This is a genomic window from Labrenzia sp. CP4 (assembly GCF_001579905.1).
Lineage (GTDB): Bacteria > Pseudomonadota > Alphaproteobacteria > Rhizobiales > Stappiaceae > Roseibium > Roseibium algicola.
The window spans coordinates 562226-576740 of record NZ_CP011927.1 but is presented as its reverse complement, the minus strand read 5'-3'; the positions used below and the strand labels follow the sequence as shown (position 1 = coordinate 576740).

General features: G+C 60.8%; 14 protein-coding genes. 7 read left to right on the top strand and 7 right to left on the bottom strand.

The genetic code is table 11. The features are described from left to right. Positions 1–122 precede the first annotated feature (122 nt). Genes mtnK through ACP90_RS02785 form a run of 4 tightly spaced genes read left to right on the top strand, consistent with a single transcriptional unit; the run spans position 123 to position 4168 of the window. Entirely contained in the window at positions 123–1385 is a 1263-nt protein-coding gene (gene mtnK, locus ACP90_RS02800; RefSeq protein ID WP_062486659.1) for an S-methyl-5-thioribose kinase, read from the top strand. Continuing rightward, a complete protein-coding gene (mtnA, locus tag ACP90_RS02795) occupies positions 1382–2491 on the top strand; it encodes an S-methyl-5-thioribose-1-phosphate isomerase (RefSeq protein WP_062486657.1) in 1110 nt (369 codons plus the stop codon). The genes mtnK and mtnA overlap by 4 nt, the downstream gene beginning before the upstream one ends. Continuing rightward, positions 2488–3507: a sugar-binding transcriptional regulator gene (locus ACP90_RS02790; protein WP_062486654.1), complete on the top strand. Its 1020-nt coding sequence runs from the start codon at positions 2488–2490 to the stop codon at positions 3505–3507. The genes mtnA and ACP90_RS02790 overlap by 4 nt, the downstream gene beginning before the upstream one ends. Then, entirely contained in the window at positions 3500–4168 is a 669-nt protein-coding gene (locus tag ACP90_RS02785; protein ID WP_062486651.1) for a class II aldolase/adducin family protein, read from the top strand. The genes ACP90_RS02790 and ACP90_RS02785 overlap by 8 nt, the downstream gene beginning before the upstream one ends. 13 nt (positions 4169–4181) lie before the next feature. Here the strand turns inward: ACP90_RS02785 and ACP90_RS02780 are convergent, their stop codons facing one another. From ACP90_RS02780 to ACP90_RS02760, 5 genes are all read right to left on the bottom strand, one after another. After that, complete coding sequence (locus ACP90_RS02780; RefSeq protein ID WP_023002853.1) at positions 4182–4685, bottom strand: DinB family protein; 504 nt, start codon at positions 4683–4685, stop codon at positions 4182–4184. 22 nt (positions 4686–4707) lie between these two features. After that, entirely contained in the window at positions 4708–5367 is a 660-nt protein-coding gene (locus ACP90_RS02775; protein ID WP_088665218.1) for a carbonic anhydrase, read from the bottom strand. A 206-nt stretch (positions 5368–5573) separates the two neighbouring features. Further along, a complete protein-coding gene (locus ACP90_RS02770; RefSeq protein ID WP_023002851.1) occupies positions 5574–5951 on the bottom strand; it encodes a hypothetical protein in 378 nt (125 codons plus the stop codon). Between the two features lie 119 nt (positions 5952–6070). After that, positions 6071–7828, bottom strand: coding sequence for a diguanylate cyclase (locus ACP90_RS02765; protein WP_082809652.1), 1758 nt, complete (start codon positions 7826–7828; stop codon positions 6071–6073). Between the two features lie 200 nt (positions 7829–8028). Continuing rightward, complete coding sequence (locus ACP90_RS02760) at positions 8029–10026, bottom strand: protein meaA (protein ID WP_062486644.1); 1998 nt, start codon at positions 10024–10026, stop codon at positions 8029–8031. 285 nt (positions 10027–10311) lie between these two features. On the opposite strand from ACP90_RS02760, the gene ccrA reads away from it, so the two are divergent. Beyond that, the gene (gene ccrA / locus ACP90_RS02755) at positions 10312–11607 is read left to right on the top strand and encodes a crotonyl-CoA carboxylase/reductase (protein WP_023002848.1); all 1296 of its coding nucleotides are present in this window, start codon (positions 10312–10314) and stop codon (positions 11605–11607) included. A 138-nt stretch (positions 11608–11745) separates the two neighbouring features. Here ccrA and ACP90_RS02750 read toward each other — a convergent pair whose 3' ends face one another. Next, on the bottom strand, positions 11746–12420 hold the full coding sequence (locus ACP90_RS02750) for a class I SAM-dependent methyltransferase (RefSeq protein WP_062486641.1): 675 nt from the start codon (positions 12418–12420) through the stop codon (positions 11746–11748). A gap of 280 nt (positions 12421–12700) precedes the next feature. On the opposite strand from ACP90_RS02750, the gene ACP90_RS02745 reads away from it, so the two are divergent. After that, the gene (locus ACP90_RS02745) at positions 12701–13237 is read left to right on the top strand and encodes a CAP domain-containing protein (RefSeq protein WP_306355459.1); all 537 of its coding nucleotides are present in this window, start codon (positions 12701–12703) and stop codon (positions 13235–13237) included. Positions 13238–13246: 9 nt separating this feature from the next. Here ACP90_RS02745 and ACP90_RS02740 read toward each other — a convergent pair whose 3' ends face one another. Next, positions 13247–13813, bottom strand: coding sequence for an SH3 domain-containing protein (locus tag ACP90_RS02740; RefSeq protein ID WP_023002845.1), 567 nt, complete (start codon positions 13811–13813; stop codon positions 13247–13249). Between the two features lie 200 nt (positions 13814–14013). Here ACP90_RS02740 and ACP90_RS02735 point away from each other — a divergent pair, with 200 nt between their 5' ends. Beyond that, complete coding sequence (locus tag ACP90_RS02735; RefSeq protein WP_208984621.1) at positions 14014–14505, top strand: hypothetical protein; 492 nt, start codon at positions 14014–14016, stop codon at positions 14503–14505. Positions 14506–14515: the final 10 nt, after the last annotated feature.

The window sequence follows — 14515 nt, the reverse complement described above, 5'->3', positions numbered from 1 at the left end:
CTTGCGAGTTCCTCCCCCGCTTCTCATCGTTACAACACGCTAAATAGGCATTTGTCAACTGTGTTGACTTTTGAATAATCTTGACCATTATCGGGGCAAAATAGGGAGGAACAAGACCCAAGATGGACACGCCAGACCTCTATCGGCCCCTCACGCCGGAAACGCTCGGCGAAAGACTTTCCGGCATTTCCGCCGTTGCGGACAGGATCGGAGCAGACCCGTCTGACTGGACCGTTCGCGAAGTTGGCGACGGCAACCTGAACCTCGTCTTCATTGTCGAGGGCCCCAAAGGCACGATCATCGTCAAGCAGGCACTGCCCTATGTACGCCTGGTGGGCGACAGCTGGCCGCTGCCGCTTTATCGCGCGCTTTACGAGAACCATGCGCTTGTGCGACAGGCCGCCCGTGATCCGGGCGCAGTGCCGGAGGTCTACCACTTCGATGAGGACCAGGCGCTGATCGTCATGGAATTCCTCTCGCCGCACAAGATCCTGCGGCGCAAGATGATCGATGGTGAAAAGGTTGCAGGGCTCGGTACTTTCCTTGGCACCTTCTGCGCCCGCACCGCGTTTCGCGGCTCGGAACTGTCCATGAAGAGCGCGGACAAGAAGGCCGATGTCAGCCTGTTCGCCGGCAACGTGGAAATCCCCGCAATCACCGAAGCGCTGGTTTTCACCGATCCTTATTTTGCTGCTGAAATGAACCACCACACGGAAGGTCTCGACCCCGTTGTGGCAGACCTGCGCGCCAATGCCGAACTGAAGGCAAAGGTGCAGCGGTTCCTGATGAAATTTGCCTCCAACACCGAAACAATGGTGCACGGCGACCTGCACAGTGGCTCGATCATGTCCACGGACAGCGACAGCCGCGTCATCGATCCCGAATTCGTGCAATACGGCCCGCTCGGCTTCGACATCGGCATGCTGACGGCCAACTTCCTGATGGCCTATTTCAGCCAGCCGGCTCATCGCAGCGCGGAAACACTCGACGATTTCCAGGAATGGGTTCTGTCGGTCATCGCCGAAACCTTCTCATCCTTCGAGGCCGAGTTCACCCGCCTCTGGAACACCGAGCGCACCGGCATGCTTTACCCGGCTTCCCTGTTCGAGGATCAGGGGCAGGCATCGGACTTCGCATGTGCGGGCCTCCTGCAGGAAATCCGCAACGAAGCCATGGGCTATTGCGGTATCGAGATGCACCGCCGTACCCTGTCGCTCGCCCACAATGCCGACTTCGAGGAAATCGAGGACAAGCAGCTGAAGCGCCGTCTGGAAACGCGCAACCTGCTGATGGGGGCCGACCTCATCCTGTCGCCAGAAAGTTACGGCTCGACCGATGCGCTCGTGAAGCTTGCGCGCCAATTCAACAAGAAGGACATCCCATGAAGGTCAACGGCACTCATTACCGCTCGCTCTGGTGGGATGACGACAAGGCTGCCCTGCAGATCATCGATCAGCGCTGGCTGCCGCACGAATTCCGCATCCAGCAGGTCGACACACTTCAGGACTTCGCCGACGCGATCGTTGAGATGCGCGTGCGCGGCGCGCCGCTCATTGGTGCTACCGCTGCCTACGGCATGGCACTGGCCGCAAAGATCGACCCGTCCAATGCGCATCTGGACACGGCCTGGGAGTTTCTCGACAAGACCCGGCCGACGGCCATCAACCTGCGTTGGGCGCTCAACCGCTGCCGAGCGCACCTGCTCCCGCTGCCGGAATCCGACCGTCCCGCCGCAGCGCTGAAGCTCGCGCACGAGATTTCCGACGAGGATGTCGGCATCAACCACAGCATCGGCCAGAATGGTCTTGAGATCATCCGCAAGATCGCAGCCAGCAAGAAGGACGGAGAGCCTGTCCGCATCCTGACCCATTGCAACGCCGGCTGGATTGCGACCGTGGACTGGGGCACGGCGACGAGCCCGATGTACCAGGCCCATGACGCCGGCATTCCGATCCATGTCTGGGTGGATGAAACCCGCCCGCGCAACCAGGGTGCCCTCACCTCCTGGGAACTGGGCAGCCACGGCATTCCGCACACCTACATCACCGACAATGCCGGCGGCCACCTGATGCAGCACGGCCTTGTCGACATGGTCATCGTCGGAACCGACCGCACCACACGCCGCGGCGACGTCTGCAACAAGATCGGCACCTATCTGAAGGCACTCGCCGCCAAGGCCAACAACGTGCCGTTCTACGTTGCCCTGCCTTCGCCGACCATCGACTGGACGGTAGATGACGGCGTTGCCGAAATACCGATCGAGGAACGCCAGGAACGCGAAGTCACGCACATCCAGGGCCTGACGGACGACGGCAAGATCGGCGTCGTCCAGGTGACACCGGTTGGCACGCCCGGCGGTAATCCTGCCTTCGATGTCACGCCGAACCACCTCGTCACCGGCCTGATTACCGAACGCGGTGTCTGCGAGGCCAGCGCCGAAGGCCTTGCCGCTCTCTTCCCGGATCTCAGCGGGATCGCCAAGAGCGCATGAGCCCTGGCCCGACCAGTTCCCGGCCAACCGGCACCAAGGCCGCGGCACCCTCCGCGGCCACCAGGGCGCGCAGCCAGGACGATGCCATCATCGAGGTCACCTGGTGCTACTACCAGGAAGGCATGAACCAGAACGAGATCGCCGAACGCCTCGGCATTTCGCGGGCGACGGTCGTCAACTATCTGTCCGAAGCGCGAAAGCGCGACTATGTCCGCATCACGCTGGACACGGACATTTTCCGCGACCACGATCTGGCGCGCCGTCTCGTCGACCGGTTCGGTCTGCAGGACGCCATCGTCGTTCCGACATCGCCCGCCGGGGCCGATCAGTCCCTTGACCGGGTCACCCGGGTGGTTGCCGACTGGTTGCCAGGCCTGCTGGAACCGGGCGACCGGCTTGGCGTTGCCTGGGGCGAAACGGTCTACAGGGTGGCGGAGGCCGCGCCGCGGGTGACGGTTCCGGACCTTACCGTGGTGCAGCTGGTCGGCTCGCGCCCGGCAGCCCTCGGCTTTGCCGCGGAAACCTGCTCGGCAACGCTCGCCCGCCGCTATGGCGCGCACTGCGTCAACCTTCATGTGCCGCTGCTCTTGTCCAACCGGGCGCTTGTGGAAGAACTGAAGCGGGAACCGGTGATCCGCATGCAGCTTGATGCGGTGGCCGACTGCAACAAGACCATCTTCGCCTGCGGCACCTGCACAGCAGACAGCCACGTTGTCCATACCGGTCTGCTTGACCCCGCCGACGTTGACCCATGCGCGGAACGCGGTGCCATCGGCGTGATCTGCGGCCGCCTGATCGACCACGACGGCAACGGTCTCAACCGGGAAATCGAGGACCGGATGATTGCCGTGACGCTGGACCAGATGCGCGGCAAGGACATGGGCCTGCTGGTCGGCTCCGGCCCGGACCGTGCCAGACCGATGCTGGCCGCCCTGCGCGGCGGCTACGCCACCCACATCGCCACCTGCTCGGAAACGGCGACGGAAATGCTCAATCTGACGGAAAACAATGCTTAAGACGCCTTATCAGGACACATCCGAACTTCGCCAGGCCATCATCGATTCCTGCAAGGAGATGAACAGCCGCGGTATCAACCAGGGCACATCGGGCAATATTTCCGCGCGCGCAGGCGACCGGATGATCATCACGCCTTCCGGCGTGCCCTATGACCGCATGACCCCGGAGATGCTGGCCTCCATCCCGCTGGAGGGCGACAGCGCTTTCGAAGGGCCCCTGCCACCTTCAACCGAGTGGCAGTTCCACCTTGCGCTGCTGCGGGCAAAGCCGGACATGCACGCTGTCGTACACGCCCACCCGGTCCACTGCACCGCGCTGGCGATCAACCGGATGGAGATCCCCTCCTGCCATTACATGATCGCGCTCTTCGGTGGTGACACGGTTCCCCTGGCAGGCTACGCCCTTTTCGGCAGCGACGAACTTGCGCGGGAAGTGACAGACGTCATGAAAGACCGGCAAGGCTGCCTGATGGCCAACCACGGTGCCGTGGTTGTCGGAGAGACCCTTGAAAAGGGCCTCTGGCGTCTTGAGGAACTGGAAGTCCTGGCCAAGGCCTATATCCTCAGCCGGACGATCGGCTCGCCGCACATTCTCTCGAAATCCGAGATCGACGCAGTGCTTGGCGCGGTGAAGAACTACGGAATGAAGACGGAAGTCTGAACAGGCTTCGCCGTCACACCAGATCGGGCATGAACGGCAGATCGGTGACGCCGATGTCATGCCCGGCCTGTGTCAACAGCGTCGACACCTGGCCGCGATGATGGGTCTGGTGATTGAACATGTGGGTGACAAGCATCCAGCGCGGCCGGGACCGGGGAATACCGTCCTGGCCGCTTGTCCATTCCAGATCCTCCGCCAGCCAGTCGATGGTCAGCCACTCGGCAAAGTCGGAAATCTGCAGGCACATGTCGAAATGGGCGGCTTTCAACTCATCAAAATTCTCGAAGAGGTCAACGCCCATGCCCTTGATTTCGTATTTGCGGCCAGTAAAGCGGCTCATCCAGGCCCTGTCGGCAAACAGAATGTGGTTAAGCGTGGAATGCACGGACCGGAAGAAGGCACCCCGGTCGGCCTTGCGGTCTTCGTCACTCATGAGATCCGCTGCCGCATAGACCTTTTCGGTCATCCAGCTGTTGTATTTGGCCATTCGGCGATAGAGCACCGGATCGACGAGCATGACGTCCCTTTCCTTGCGGCGCTTATCCCGCCGTGGCGAGAACTTCCGGGGCTGTCGTGGAGAATCTCTGTGTTTCGGCATCCATGACCCGCAATTCGCCGGACCCGATGTCGAACCAGGACCCGTGCAGGCTGAGCGAACCCGCCGAAACGGCCGCCTCGATGAACGGGAAGGTCATCAGGTTCTTCAGCGACTGGCGGATACCGGCATATTCCATGGCAAGCTGAGGATCGTCAGCCTTGTCCACCGGCATGCAGGCCATCGCGATTGCCGCCGGCTCCAGCAGCTTGATCCACCGACCAATGAACTGACCTGTCGCCAACGGCGCATTCGCGTTTTCCCGGAACGCCTTCACGCCGCCGCACTGGCCATGCCCCATGATCACAATGTGCTTGACCTTGAGCCCGTTGACCGCGAATTCGATCGCAGCGCTGGTGCCGTGCTGGCCTTCCGTATCCTCGTAAGGCGGCACCAGGTTGGCAACGTTGCGCACCACGAACAATTCGCCCGGACCGACATTGAAGATGCCTTCCGGCGTGACGCGGCTGTCGCAGCAGGAAATCACCATCACATCCGGCGTCTGACCATAGACCGCCAGGCGTTCATGGGTTTCCTTGTATCTGACGAACCCCTTGTTGAGGTAACGGCCGTAGCCTTCGAGAAGATGTGCGGGGAAAGTCAAACTCAAGTCTCCAGCTCTTGTCACCCGGGATCAGCCACCTGCGCCAGATATGGGCAGGCCTGCCAACCGGAATGGCGGCACCTGGTACTGCATCCCGAAGGACGCGCACCTGTGCACGAACGATAGGGGATCTCCCCTGCCGGCCATAGATACGGGTTAATACGTAACGAGCCAAGTGACTTCAACCTTTTGGACGACTTCGCCCGTCAGGTCGCAACATTCACCTCATGGGGCGGCTCACCGTCCTCGTGATCCTCATAGGCATGACGGACGTTGTCCGCGGGCATCCTGTCCACAGGTCCCCGCAAGGGGTGAACCGGCCCGTGATCGATGCCCGGTTCCATGACCTGCAACGCGACAGCCCGATAGGCGGCAACGCCATCCAGCACATGATTTACGGTGTGGTGATCGTCAACAAGAACTGCCGGAGTGTCCTCGGACATCCCGGTTTCATTTTCATGGCGCTCTGCGGTGTCACGCTTCTTTCTGCGGTCGTAACCGGTGCCGTCACCGTCACGGTCCGCGGGGTACTCTGTCGCATGCGCCACGACCTGGGCCGATTGCGGCCTTTCGATCGTCGCCATTCCGGCCTCCTGGCCCTCAGAGAATTGCCGCCTTCTGGCGGAACCCGCCAATTGTTTCAACAAAGGGTTAACAAAACTTTACGTTAAGTTAACCCTCGGTTTCATCAAAAGCAACGGCGTCAGGCCGACTGGGACCGAGGGGGCGGATAGTCGACACAGACCCGGTTGCGGCCCGACGATTTGGCGATGTAAAGCGCCTGATCCGCCCGGGCGATCGTGTCTTCGACATCACGATCATCAGCCGTGACTTCCGCCAGACCAACGCTGACCGTGACGGAAATATTGCCAACGCCGGCATCCACGGTGAGGGCTGCAATTCTCAACCTGATGCGCTCGGCCAGAACCCAGGCCCCGTTTGCGTCATTTTCCCTCAGGAGGAGAACGAATTCTTCCCCGCCGAACCGGGCAGCCTTGTCGGTCGAACGGATTTCTTCAACGATGGCATCCCCGATGGCCCGGATGACGTCGTCACCGGCCCGGTGCCCGAATTGGTCATTGACGGTCTTGAAGTGGTCCGCATCGATCATCAGCACGCTGAACAGCCGGTCATGGCGCTGGAAGGTCGCAAAGGCATCTTCCGCAAATGGCTGGAACGCACGCCGGTTCAGGAGGCCCGACAGGGAATCGTGTTCCGCCAGCGTTCTCAAGGAGCGGATGTCGGCTCCCAGTTGCCGGTTCCGTTCCTCACTGGACCGTATGTTGCGGCTGTATTCGTCCTTCAGAACCGCCAGCATGTCCCGGGCTGTCCTGGCGCTTTCTTCCACCGTACCGAGCCGGCGTAGCAGCGATCTGACGGAGGCAGACACCTGCGAAAGCTCCCGGAACCCGTGCAGGCGCGGAACTGTCGTTTCCTTTTCGTCACGCCCGATCCTGTCCAGTGCTGAGACCAGGCCGAGAAGCGGCTGCGAGATGGTGCGAGACGCAAGCCATGCCAGCAGCGCGGAAAGACAGGCAACCGCAAATCCGATCAGAAAGATATTGCGAACCAGAGCCGCCACCCGAGCGGACACGACGCTGACCGGCTGCTGCACGGCAACTTTCCAGCCCAGCCCCGGATAATCGCCAAGGCCCGAGGTTTCGACCTCCGCGACCACCATGTCGGGATTGCCGGGATCGTAGGCAGCAGTTTCCCGGGAGAGGCTTGTGCCTTCGGCGTCTTCCCCGACAAGCACCGAGCCGTCGCGCGCAAGCACGAAGAGGTCGAGCCCTTCCTTGCCGAGATTGTTTTCCAGAACATCGCGCCGGGTTTCTTCCGCCCAGCTCCAGCTCATGTGCGCACCGAGTACGCCCGCCAGTTTTCCGTTTTCGTCTTTTACCGGCATTGCCACGTCAACGAAACGAAACGGCGCTTCGTCGGGGCTTGTCCGCAACAGGTGGTCAAGCAACTTGGCAAGATGCACATCTTCGACCGCGGGCCTTTTCAGGCCACTGATGAACCAGGGCCGCTCGGCAACGGATGCGCCCTCCAGCATGCCCTTGGTTGCCGCCACGACCGTGCCGTCGAGAGATGCAAATCCGATCCAGGCATATTGCGGCAGGCTGCGCTGCAGCTGGTCAAGCGTTTCACGGATGATGTCGGGATTGCGGGTCCAGACAGGCTTCAGCAGTTCCATGTCTGCGATGTTGCGCACTTCGCGGTAACGGTCGAACATCGTCTGGTCCAGCCGCTGCGCCATGCTGCGTGCAATCAGGGTCAGGTCCCACCGGTTTTCCCGGATGGCTTCGCCGCGTGCAATCAGGGCCGCACCGAATGCCGCCACCGCAATCGAAAGGATGCAAAGCGAAGCCGCCAGAAGGGCAATCTGCTGGCGCAGACTGGTCCCGTCCCGCAATCCGATGAGGACTGAAGTTATTCTGGAAATTGGCTTACGTATCATCGGATCGTTTCCTGCTTAGACCCGCGCTAAGGGAAACTACTAATGGCCAAGTATAAATAAATCTTGAACCCGCCAGCGAAACCGACGCAGCCACGACTGCGCCAGTTGCAACTGAAAGTTTATCCGAGACTAGAAGAGCGAATAATTTTCGCCAATAAATACTTCAATCGGCATTATTGTCACTTTCGACGAAGGCCGGTTCAAGCTGCCTGTTCTGCACGGTTGCCGACAATCTTCACCACATCGGCCATGATGTCGGTGAGCTGGAAGTCCTTGGGCGTATAGACTGCTGCAACGCCCTGGGCTTTCAGCTGCACGGCGTCCTCATCGGGAATGATACCGCCGACAACGACCGGGATATCGTCGGCTCCAGCCGCCCGCAGCCGATCCATCACGTCGCGGACCAGGGCCAGGTGCGAGCCGGACAGGATCGACAGACCGATCACGTGAACGTCTTCTTCCACCGCGGCGTTGACGATCTGCGCCGGCGTCAGCCGGATTCCCTCATAGACCACCTCCATGCCGCAGTCGCGCGCCCTGACGGCAATCTGTTCCGCTCCGTTCGAATGCCCGTCAAGACCCGGTTTGCCGACCAGGAACTTCAACCGGCGACCGAGTTTCTTTGACACTGCTTCCACATCCGAGCGGATGTCTGCCAAGGTGCCGGCATTGTCCCGCACGGCCTGGCCGACACCGGTCGGTGCACGGTACTCGCCAAAGACCTCGCGCAGGGTCCGGCCCCATTCGCCCGTGGTCGCTCCGGCCTTGGCCGCGGCAATGGAGGGCTCCATGATGTTGCGGCCTTCCTGGGCGGCGGCTTTCAGGTCCGCCAGCGCGGTTTCGACCGCGGCCTGATCGCGTGCATCGCGCCAGGCCTTGACCTTCTCGACCGCTTCTTGCTCGACATGCTCGGAAACGGTGAGAATGCCGCCGTCTTCCCCGGCGGCCAGAGGCGAAGGCTCGCTGTCTGTCCAGCGGTTGACACCGACCACCACCTGGTCGCCGCCTTCGATCGCGGCAAGGCGTGCGGAATTGGCTTCCACAAGCTGGCGCTTCATGTAGCTGCTATCGACCGCGGCGACCGCACCACCCATGGCATCGATCCGGGCAAGTTCCTCGCGGGCTTGCGCCTTCAGCTCTTCCACCTTGCGGGTAATTTCGGCCGAGCCGTCAAAAATGTCCGCATAGTCCAGAAGGTCGGTTTCATAGGCGACGATCTGCTGCATCCGCAGCGACCACTGCTGGTCGAACGGTCGCGGCAGGCCCAGCGCTTCGTTCCATGCCGGCAGCTGCACGGCGCGCGCGCGCGCATTCTTGGATAAGACCACCGCCAGCATCTCAATGAGGATACGGTAGACGTTGTTTTCCGGCTGCGGCTCGGTCAGCCCGAGGCTGTTCACCTGAACCCCATAGCGGAAGCGGCGATAGCGCTCGTCCTCAACGCCATAGCGCTCCAGGCAGATCTCGTCCCACAATTCGGTGAAGGCGCGCATCTTGCACATCTCGGTAATGAACCGCATGCCCGCATTGACGAAGAAGGAAATCCTGCCGACAGCCTTCGGGAAGTCTTCCTCGGGAATGGCACCGCTCGCCTTGATGGAATCCAGAATGGCCACCGCCGTTGCCAGCGCGAAGGACAACTCCTGAACCGGTGTCGCGCCTGCTTCCTGCAAATGATAGGAGCAGACGTTCATCGGATTCCATTTGGGCATGTTGGAATAGGTCCAGGCGATGACATCGGTCGTCAACCTGAGCGAAGGCGCCGGCGGAAACACATAGGTGCCCCGGGACAGATATTCCTTGATGATGTCGTTCTGGGTCGTGCCCGACAGCAGTTTGCGGTCGGCGCCCTGTTCGTCGGCAGCCGCTATATAGAGCGACAGCAGCCAGGGTGCGGTCGCGTTGATCGTCATGGAGGTGTTCATCCGCTCCAGCGGAATGTCCTGGAACAGGGTGCGCATGTCGCCGAGATGAGCCACCGGAACACCGACTTTGCCCACTTCGCCGCGCGCCAGGGCGTCATCCGGATCGTAGCCGGTCTGAGTCGGCAGATCGAACGCAACGGACAGGCCGGTCTGACCCTTGGCAAGATTGCCACGGTAGAGCTTGTTCGATTCGGCCGCCGTCGAGTGGCCCGCGTAGGTCCGGAAAATCCACGGACGATCTTTCTCCGGCCGGCTCTCACCCGATGCACTCATGCCACTCATCCTCCTAAGGCGTTCTGCTGCCTGTTTTTTCTTGATTTGGCAGCACCGCGTCAGCCTGTTTCTCCCGAACAGTCAGCAGTGTGCCGGAGTTTACGCGACTGCGAAACCCCAATGTGCAATGCAAAATATGGTTGGCATCAAAACGCAAGTTAAGCAATAGTCGTATAGAACGGTGATCGTTTTTGAACAATAGTTGCGCAAAATTGGGTATTTGCCCGATTACGACTTGTGCAAATGCGAAATTCTGAGGCCCAAAAGAAGCCCTGGGAGGGGAGAATGACAGCGACCGCGGAAGCCAATGACAACCAAACGCGAGAGGGCGCGCCGGTGAAAGATCTTTATGAAATCGGAGAGATCCCGCCGCTCGGACACGTTCCCAAAAACATGTATGCCTGGACCATCCGCCGTGAACGCCACGGACCGCCGGAAGACGCCATGAAACTGGAAGTCGTGCCGACCTGGGAACTCGACAGTCACGAGGTTCTGGTTCTGGTGATGGCCGCCGGCGTCAACTACAACGGCATCTGGGCAGGCCTCGGCCAGCCGATCAGCCCGTTCGACGGTCACGGCGCCGCCTATCACATTGCCGGCTCCGATGCCTCGGGCATCGTCTGGGCCGTTGGTGACAAGGTCAAGCGCTGGAAAGTGGGCGACGAGGTCGTGGTTCATTGTAACCAGGACGACGGTGACGACGAGGAGTGCAACGGCGGCGACCCGATGTTCTCCACCTCCCAGCGGATCTGGGGCTACGAGACACCGGACGGGTCGTTCTCGCAGTTCACCCGCGTGCAGGCCCAGCAGCTTATGCCCCGGCCGCGCCACCTGACCTGGGAAGAAAGTGCCTGCTACACGCTGACGCTCGCAACCGCCTATCGCATGTTGTTCGGCCATCACCCGCATGAGCTGAAGCCGGGTCAGAACGTGCTTGTCTGGGGCGCCTCGGGTGGCCTTGGCTCCTACGCCATCCAGTTGATTACTGCAGCAGGTGCCAATGCCATTGGCGTCATCTCTGACGAGGACAAGCGCCAGTTCGTGCTGGATCTCGGTGCCAAGGGTGTGATCAACCGCAAGGACTTCAAGTGCTGGGGTCAATTGCCGACGGTCGGCTCGCCCGAATATGCCGAATGGTTCGCGGAAGCGCGCAAGTTCGGCAAGGCGATCTGGGACATCACCGGCAAGGGCAACAACGTCGATATCGTCTTCGAACACCCGGGTGAGGCAACCTTCCCGGTCTCCACACTGGTCTGCAAGAAGGGCGGCATGGTTGTCATTTGTGCAGGCACGTCAGGTTTCAACTGCACCTTCGACGTTCGCTACATGTGGATGCACCAGAAGCGCCTTCAAGGGTCACACTTCGCCCATCTGAAGCAGGCCTCGGCCGCCAACAAGCTGATGATCGAACGGCGCATCGACCCTTACATGTCCGAGGTCTTCCCCTGGGATCAGATCCCGAAGGCCCATACCAAGATGTGGAAGAACCAGCACGCACCGGGCAACATGTCCGTCCTGGTCTGCGCGCCGACCACCGGTCTTCGGACCTATGAGGACGTTCTGGAAGCCTCCACCCGCTGATCCGGCACGCCGCCTTCAGGGCAACCACCTGCAGGCGGCGGGCTCAACAAGCTCCCTGAAAGGCTGGGGGCCTCAAGCCCCGTTAGCCTCATGCAGCCTGACCAGCCCGTATCTCACGGGCTGGTCTTTTCTTTTTGATTACCCGGCGGTGGCGACCCAGCCTCTGAAGGTGAAGGCCGTGTAGAAGGTCTCGACGTCGACAAATCCGGCCTGCCTCAACAGATCCGCATCCTGTTCGGGCGTCAGCACCGGCAATCGCTCCTTCATCGCAGCCATGCCGTTTTCGGTAAGCGAGCGGGAAGTGCCCGATAGGGTGGAAAACGCTGCATATCTTGCCAGCCACCTGTCCTTGCCCGCAGGGTCGGTCGGAAAGCTGTGATGAACCGAAACGAAGGCCGCTCCAGGCTTCAACCGTTGCCGCAGCCCGGAAAGCGTCTTTAACCTCTCCTCCCGATCCAGAAAATGAAGCGTCAGCAGGCAGGCGGCGCCATCAAATTGTCTTTCGGGGGCATCCTGGATGTATCCCTCCAGCAGGCTCACTCTTGCCCCGAGGGGACCAAGATGCTCTTGCGCCTTTTCCAGCATGTCCGCGGACGGGTCGACACCAAGGAAACGCCAGTCGGGCTGCATGCGGGCAAAGGCCTTCAGTTCAACGCCGCCACCGGCACCAAGCACCAGGATTGTTCCGTCCGATGGCGCCCGCTCCGCAAGCAGCAGGCCGGTCATCTTGTGCATGTCTGCAAGTCCGGGAACGAGCCTCGCCGTTCTTTCCGCATATCCGGCGGTTGATGCGGCTCCGGAAAACAGGGACATGGAAAAGGTCCTCAAGCAAAGCGTGGCCTGGTGCTCCGATCCATACCAAGACGCCCGGCACCATCATGTTACTTTATATGTAACTTGAAAATTGCCATTCAAGAAACCTGCTCCATTTTTTCCAACCCATTGCGCGCGCACCCCAGCTGAAAGGCTTGTGCACCGGTTTCAGGAGCCTTGCGCCGCAATTCTGCTCAACTGTCGTCCCATCACCTTCCAAAGTGAGGCGAATCATGTGCCTCACTAAATCTCATTGATCCTGAGCGGGAGCTTCAACAGCGTGGCTGACAATCCGATGGTCCATCGATCCCTGAAACTCGCCCTCGCCGGAGCGCTGCTGCTCTCGGTTGCCGCCTGCATGGGCGACCGCATGCAGACGCCGCCCTTCTACGAGGACATGGCGCGTGTAGACGGTGTGGTGGATGCTGCAACGGCCGCTCAGATGATCTCGCAATACCGGATCAACAACGGACTGTCGCCAGTGATTGCCGATCCGCAGCTGACGTCCATTGCAAAATCGCAGGCCGACGCAATGGCCGCGGCCGGAAACGTTCAGGCATCGCTCGCCCCGAACCAGCAGCTGGCAACCCGCATGGCCTCCATCGGCGAGCCGAAGACGGCTGCCGCCGAAAACGTCAGCGCCGGATACAGGACCTTTGCCGAAGCTTTTTCAGGCTGGCGGGAAAGCCCGAAGCATAACCAGGTGTTGCTGACGAAAGACGCCACCCGGCTTGGCATCGCGACGGCTTACGCGCCCAATGCCAAACACAAGGTATTCTGGTCGCTGGTCATGGCCGGACCGAAACCGGCCCGGTAACAGCCCGCGTCAATAGATACGCGGCTCGAAATACCTTTGCGGATAGCCGGGAAATGAATCCCAGTAGGGCCGGATAATGATCGGCTGCGGCGGCGCGACCACGACAGGCGGCGCTTCGTAAAGCGGTTCCGGTGCATAGACGGGTCCCGGTTCAACCGGCGGCGGATCATAGGGAGGATCGCCCTTGTAGACCGGCCCGCCGCGATAGGCAGGCGCAGGCGCCTCCGCATAGATCGGGTAATCCCGGTAGTAGCGCTGCACACCCAGGTTGATGCCCGCGCTGGGGATCGGCCGGCCATAATAGATGCCTTCACCGCCATAGCTGAGATATTGGCCGGAAACCCATCCCTTCACATTGGTGAAGGCGGCATCGCACCAGCCGAAGTCTGCCGTACACCCGAAAATGGTTACCCCGCCCCCGCGCGGCACGGTGGCCATTACGGGATAATTGGTTCCCGGTCCGGCGCGCATGTTGAGATTGGCCGTCGTAAAGGCAATGGCCGGCCGTGATTGTGCGCTTGCTGGCAGCACCATCATCACGATCGCGGCAAATGCCAGCGAAAAGCGGATCAACATGTTCAAAACTCCAAAGTTCTGCGCCCTGACGCTTTCAAGAAGCGGCTAGCATCATGGCAAAAGTATAGCGCTGCAGGCGTCTCTATTCCTTCTCACGCCAAAGGCTGCCCGCCCCAGCTTGCGCCCAGCTTGCGTCCGATTTGCGTTCGGCCCGCATTTCGGGCTTGATAGGCGCACGAACAGCCGGGGGGCTTTGTGAAGTGAAACGAATTCAATCTGTTGCGTCTGCCATGGCGCTGGCGGCGCTCTGGTTTGCTGCATCCATTGCACCGGTGTCGGCCTTCGATGCGCATGCCGGCTATTATTACCCGGAAGTGCAGACCCAGGAGGTTTACGTCTCAGAACTGGGCCTTGCACCTGACACCGGCAAGCGGTCGCGGGCAGCCTTCGTCAGCGGCCTTGCATCCCAGAACGCAAAACTGGGGTATCCGCCAGGATATCACCTGTTCGCCAAGGGCACCGAACTGGAAAAACTGATTGTGGTTGCAACCGGCGACGGGCGCTATGACACGCTGTTCAGGCTGCGGGCCCTGCTTGCCTCGCTGACCTCGATGGCCCGCACGACGGAACTCTTCGCGCGGTCAAACCAGCCGCAAGACCTGAACTTCCTCGATCTTTGCAAGATGATCGGCTTCACCCAGGTCACGGTCAGCAACGGCAAGGACGTCACGCACCAGATCAAGGTGCGCTAGCGGTATTGGC

What these genes read in the sequence shown, in the direction of transcription:
- mtnK (WP_062486659.1), top strand. Translation starts at nt 123, where the DNA reads ATGGACACGCCAGACCTCTATCGGCCCCTCACGCCGGAAACGCTCGGC.
- mtnA (WP_062486657.1), top strand. Translation starts at nt 1,382, where the DNA reads ATGAAGGTCAACGGCACTCATTACCGCTCGCTCTGGTGGGATGACGAC.
- ACP90_RS02790 (WP_062486654.1), top strand. Translation starts at nt 2,488, where the DNA reads ATGAGCCCTGGCCCGACCAGTTCCCGGCCAACCGGCACCAAGGCCGCG.
- ACP90_RS02785 (WP_062486651.1), top strand. Translation starts at nt 3,500, where the DNA reads ATGCTTAAGACGCCTTATCAGGACACATCCGAACTTCGCCAGGCCATC.
- ACP90_RS02780 (WP_023002853.1), bottom strand. Translation starts at nt 4,685, where the DNA reads ATGCTCGTCGATCCGGTGCTCTATCGCCGAATGGCCAAATACAACAGC.
- ACP90_RS02770 (WP_023002851.1), bottom strand. Translation starts at nt 5,951, where the DNA reads ATGGCGACGATCGAAAGGCCGCAATCGGCCCAGGTCGTGGCGCATGCG.
- ACP90_RS02765 (WP_082809652.1), bottom strand. Translation starts at nt 7,828, where the DNA reads ATGATACGTAAGCCAATTTCCAGAATAACTTCAGTCCTCATCGGATTG.
- ACP90_RS02760 (WP_062486644.1), bottom strand. Translation starts at nt 10,026, where the DNA reads ATGAGTGCATCGGGTGAGAGCCGGCCGGAGAAAGATCGTCCGTGGATT.
- ccrA (WP_023002848.1), top strand. Translation starts at nt 10,312, where the DNA reads ATGACAGCGACCGCGGAAGCCAATGACAACCAAACGCGAGAGGGCGCG.
- ACP90_RS02750 (WP_062486641.1), bottom strand. Translation starts at nt 12,420, where the DNA reads ATGTCCCTGTTTTCCGGAGCCGCATCAACCGCCGGATATGCGGAAAGA.
- ACP90_RS02740 (WP_023002845.1), bottom strand. Translation starts at nt 13,813, where the DNA reads ATGTTGATCCGCTTTTCGCTGGCATTTGCCGCGATCGTGATGATGGTG.